This window comes from Mycolicibacterium vinylchloridicum (assembly GCF_013404075.1).
Classification (GTDB): Bacteria; Actinomycetota; Actinomycetes; order Mycobacteriales; family Mycobacteriaceae; genus Mycobacterium; species Mycobacterium vinylchloridicum.
The window spans coordinates 1-645 of record NZ_JACBJQ010000213.1 but is presented as its reverse complement, the minus strand read 5'-3'; the positions used below and the strand labels follow the sequence as shown (position 1 = coordinate 645).

At 58.8% G+C, this 645-nt stretch carries 1 protein-coding gene; it reads left to right on the top strand.

The genetic code is table 11. From position 1 onward, the window contains the following. Positions 1-36 precede the first annotated feature (36 nt). Positions 37-645 (top strand): N-6 DNA methylase (locus tag HPC46_RS34625; RefSeq protein WP_179476469.1); only part of this gene is annotated, 609 nt, incomplete at its 3' end.

The window sequence follows — 645 nt, the reverse complement described above, 5'->3', positions numbered from 1 at the left end:
GTCGATGCCGTGCTATTCGCACTCGCGTGCAGCAACATGTTTCTGCACGGAGACGGGCGATCCAACCTGATATTCCGTGACTCATTGGTGACCCGTGGCAAGACCTTCCATATTGCCGACGCCGATGAGGACTTCCGGGACTACATCAACGGACTTGGCCCTTCGAAATGCATCATCAATCCCCCATACGAGACCGATAATCCGATCAAGTTCACGATGTCGGCGATTGAGTATCTGGAGGAAGGCGGCCGGCTCATCATCATCATGCCCGTCAACACCCTCTCGAAAGACACAAAGGCTGCCAGCGAGATCCTGACCCGAGCAAGGCTGGACTTCGTCATCGACATGCCGCAGCAGCTGTTCTTCGAGCAGCAGCGCGGCGTGAAGACCTCGATCTTTGGGTTCACCAAGACCAGCAACGGCCATGCCCCTGACTCTCTGGTCACCTTCATGGATATGGAGGACGACGGTCACCAAGTCCGGTCAGGTGCCGGCCGACGTGACACCGGACGATGGACGGGCATCGCTGAGACCGCAGAACGGGCGATCCGCGACCGTTCCGAGGACGAGGCTGCCAGATCTTGGCGTTCGCTTATCTATGACGCGGCGGGCCAACTCAATTGCCGCGGGGTTAGGCCGAATCCC